Annotated in this window: 1 protein-coding gene; it reads right to left on the bottom strand. The window is 64.7% G+C overall.

Annotated elements, in window-relative coordinates:
* On the bottom strand, positions 1–4,106 hold a 4,106-nt coding region (locus ACIP5Y_RS47915; RefSeq protein ID WP_400360520.1), incomplete at its 3' end, for an SDR family NAD(P)-dependent oxidoreductase.
* Between the last annotated feature and the right edge of the window lie 135 nt (positions 4,107–4,241).

A 4,241-nucleotide genomic window follows, 5' to 3' on the forward strand; every position in this document is an offset into this window, starting at 1 on the left:
TCTGCGGCCAGACCACCCTGACGAGTGAACTCCACGAATGTGCCCGGCGTGGCCATCACGGTCACGCCACCGGCCAGGACGAGGCTGCTCTCCCCTGATCTCAGGGACTGTGCTGCCCAGTGCATCGCCACCAGCGACGACGAGCATGCCGTGTCCACCGTGACCGCGGGACCCTCCAAGCCCAACACATAGGCGACCCGGCCAGACACAATGCTCTGCGCGGCGCCGGTCATCATTTGTGCCCGGGCCTTCTCGTCGGCCTGATTGATTACGTCGCTGTAGGCAGAGTGATAGCTACCTATGAACACGCCTGTGCGGCTGCCAGCGAGCGACGCCGGATCAATGCCTGCATGCTCCAGGGCCTCCCACGCTACCTCCAGCAGGAGCCGCTGTTGCGGATCCATGGCGACGGCCTCACGTGGCGAGATGCCGAAGAATGCCGCGTCGAACTCATCTGCGGTGGCGACGAACCCTCCTTCAGCAGCGATCGTTGTATCCGTCCGGCTTCTGGTTGGGTCGTGCAGGCCGTCGAGTTTCCAACCACGATTGCCCGGGAACGGCGTCATACCGTCAATTCCTCCGGTGACGAGGTCCCATAGCTCGTCAGGCCCGGTTACCCCGCCGGGGAACCGGCAGCCGGTGCCGACCACCACGATCGGGTCATCATCGACCGAAACCGGCGCCGGAAGTGCCAGACCTTCGTCTTGCGTAGTCTCGGCGAAATACCCGATAAGGTGGTCCGCCAGCCGTGCCGCGTTCGGATAGTCGAAGGTAAGCGTCGCCGGGAGCGTCAACCCCGTGGCGGTCTGCAAACGATTACGAAGCTCGACCGCAGTGAGGGAGTCGAATCCGGCGTCGCGGAACGCCAGCGTCGGCGAGAGCGCCTCACTGGTCGTATGCCCCAGTACTACCGCGACGTGCTCACGGACCAACTCAAGCAGCCGAGCTGCGCGCCGCTGCGGGGACAGCGTTGCGAGCTCGCTAGTATTGGCCGCGGTCGCGGCCACCGCCCGTGGGGGACGCGGGCCAACGAGGCCAGCAAGGATCGGCGGCAAACTGTCTTGGGCGGCCAGGTCTGCAGCATCGACACGGGCCAGGGCAACCAGCGGCTTGTCCGCGGTGAGGGCGCGATCGAACAATCTCATGCCCGCAGCGGTACTCAACGGTGGCATGCCCGAGCGGTGGATGCGGCTGATGTCGGCTTCTGACAGTGCATGAGTCATGCCGACTTCTGGAGTCCACGGTCCCCACACCATCGATACGCCGGGCAAGCCCAGACGGCGTCGGTACGCCATCAACGCGTCAAGGAACACGTTCGCCGCGGCGTAGTTACCCTGGCCCGGAGCACCGAGAAGCCCGGAAAGGGACGAGAATACGGCGAAGACATCCAAGTCCAGGTCACGGGTCGCCTCGTGGAGATACCAGGCGGCGGCGGCTTTCGGGCCCAGCACGGTGCCCAGGCGGACTGGTGACAGCGACGACAGCACGCCGTCGTCGACAACCGCTGCGGTATGCACCACTCCTGCGAGCCGGGTGCGGGCCGCCGTCATTCTTACCAGCTCCTCGACCTTCGCAAAGTCGCTGACATCGCACGCCTCGAGGGTCACCAGCGCGCCCAACTCGGTGAGTTCTGCGACCAGTTCATTCGCGCCTGGCGCCGCAGCACCTCGACGACTGACCAAAACCAGGTCGCGGACCCCGTGTTCGGCAACCAGATGCCGGGCAAGCACACTGCCCAACCCACCGGTCCCCCCGGTGACGAGAACGGCCCCATCCCCGAATCCATGGGGAATCCGAAGCACGATCTTGCCAATATGCTTGGCCTGGCTCATGTACCGGAATGCGGCCTGCGCCTGCCGAACGTTCCAGTCTTTGATGGGCAACGGCGTCAAAGCACCGGACTCGAACAGGCTCACCAATTCAGTGAGTATCTGTCGCACGCGATCGGGTCCGGCCTCGGTCAGGTCGAATGTCCGGTAAATTGCGCCGCCGTGCGCGGCCGCGATGGCGGCTGCGTCCCGCACATCGGTCTTGCCCATCTCGACGAACCGGCCGCCAGGGGCGAGCAGGTTCAATGAGGCGTCGATGAACTCGCCGCTGAGCGAGTTCAGCACCACGTTCACGCCGCGGCCTTCTGAAATATGGCTGAATGTAGCGGCGAATGCCGTTGTTCGGGACGAAGCAACGTGTGTGGGGTCGACACCCATGTCACACACCGACGGCCACTTTGCTTCGCTCGCGGTTGCGAACACCTCGGCCCCGAAGTGTCTCGCAATCTGGACCGCGGCCATGCCCACACCACCGGCACCGGCATGCACCAATACCCGCTCGCCGGAGCTCAGACCCGCCAGGTCCACCAAGCCGTACCACGCCGTTAGGAATACTGTCGGCACTGACGCCGCGACGACGAATGACCAGCCCCGTGGTATCCGGACGACCAATCTGTGGTCCGTAGTCACCACAGGTCCGAAACCGGCCTGCGCCAAGCCCATCACCCGGTCTCCGACACACAGGTCGGTCACCTCGTCGCCCACTTCAGTCACCACGCCGGCGACCTCACCCCCCAGCGGGACACCCTCGACGGGGTACATTCCGAGCGCATTCAACACGTCCCGGAAATTCACTCCGGCCGCGTGGACGGAAACCCGAACTTCCCGCTTACCCAGATCTGCAGACTCGCATGCCTGCAATCGCAGCCCTTCAAGGGTGCCACCACCGACCGTTTCGAGGTGCCATTGCGCGTTGTCCGGGACCACCATGCCCTCGTCGACTGGCGCGAGCCGCAGCACGTGGGGCGTACCGCCCCGGACAATAACCTGGGGTTCACCCGAGGCGAGGATTGCTGCCAACAGACCATCCGGCAGGTTGTCGTCAACGTCGACGACGACTATTCGACCCGGATGCTCGGCTTGAGCCGAGCGAGCCAAGCCCCACACCGCCGAAACACCTGCGTTCACGTCTCCGTCGCCACAGTCGACAGCACGCCTGGTCAGCACTACAAGCTTCGACCCTGAGAACCCCGGTTCCGCTAGCCACTTCTGCAGTTGGTCCAGCACCCACGCACACGCCCGATGTGCGGCCTCGGACGGCATACCGGCGCACGACACGGCAAGCACGACCAGTCCAGCGCCGGTGACTTCGCGTACGTCACCGCGCGCTCTATCCGGTCCCGTCACCACAGTAGGCGTAACGCGAGGAGCTGCGATGAGAGGCAACGCTTCCAAGTCGAGGCTGAGCACCGTCTCATCTGTCCTGGTCGCGGCAGCTGTTAGCGCATGCGGTGTCACCGGACGTACGACGAGCGACCCAATGGAAAGGACCGCGCCACCCGCCGCGTCGGTCACGACAACCGACAGCGAGTCCGGCCCCGTGACCGTGAGTCGCGCCCACACCCGGGTTGCACCAAAGGCATGCAGGACGACGTCGGAGAAGCTGAACGGGAGGCGACCAAACTCGACTGGCATCAGGTCAACGAACAGCGTCGCATGAAGCAGGGCGTCCAGCAAGGCGGGGTGGATGCCAAACTCAGACGCGCGACCCCACTGCTCTGCGGGGAGCACCACCTCCGCGTAGACGTGCTCGCCGTCGCGCCACACCTGGGTGAGACCTTGGAACGACGGTCCATACACGAACCCGCCCGCAGCGATCCGCTCGTACACGCCTGCCAGGTCGATCTCGGTCGCACTTTCCGGCGGCGTTGTTTGCAGCAGAGCCTCTGTGCCAAGGTTGATCACGGAAACGAGGCCACTCGCGTGGCGTACCCAACGACTGTTGCTGCCGTCAATGCGGCCGTAGATCGATACGTGCCGCGAGTCGGCAGATCCCTCGGCGGGGGCATCGAGCACAACTTGCATCTGGATGGCGCCGCGCTCCGGCAGTATCAGTGGTACCTCGATGACCAGCTCGGTCACTCGGCCGCAGCCGACCATATCGCCGGCACGTAACGCGAGTTCCACGATTCCCGTACCAGGGAACAAAACCACCCCATTGACAGCGTGATCAGCCAGCCACGGCTGCGTACCTACCGAAAGCCGCGAGGTCAGCACGACACGACCATCGGGCATAGACAGGACGCCACCGAGCAACGGGTGAGAGGCACGCTCCATGCCTGCGCTAGCTACATCGACGTCGATCCCGGCATTGGACGGCCAGTATCGCTCATGCTGGAACGCATACGTCGGCAACTCCACCCGCCCAGGCGTGAGCCCGACGAACAACCGCCCCCACTCCACCGACACACC

This window comes from Nocardia sp. NPDC088792, from assembly GCF_044750615.1.
In the GTDB taxonomy this organism is placed as follows: Bacteria; Actinomycetota; Actinomycetes; order Mycobacteriales; family Mycobacteriaceae; genus Nocardia.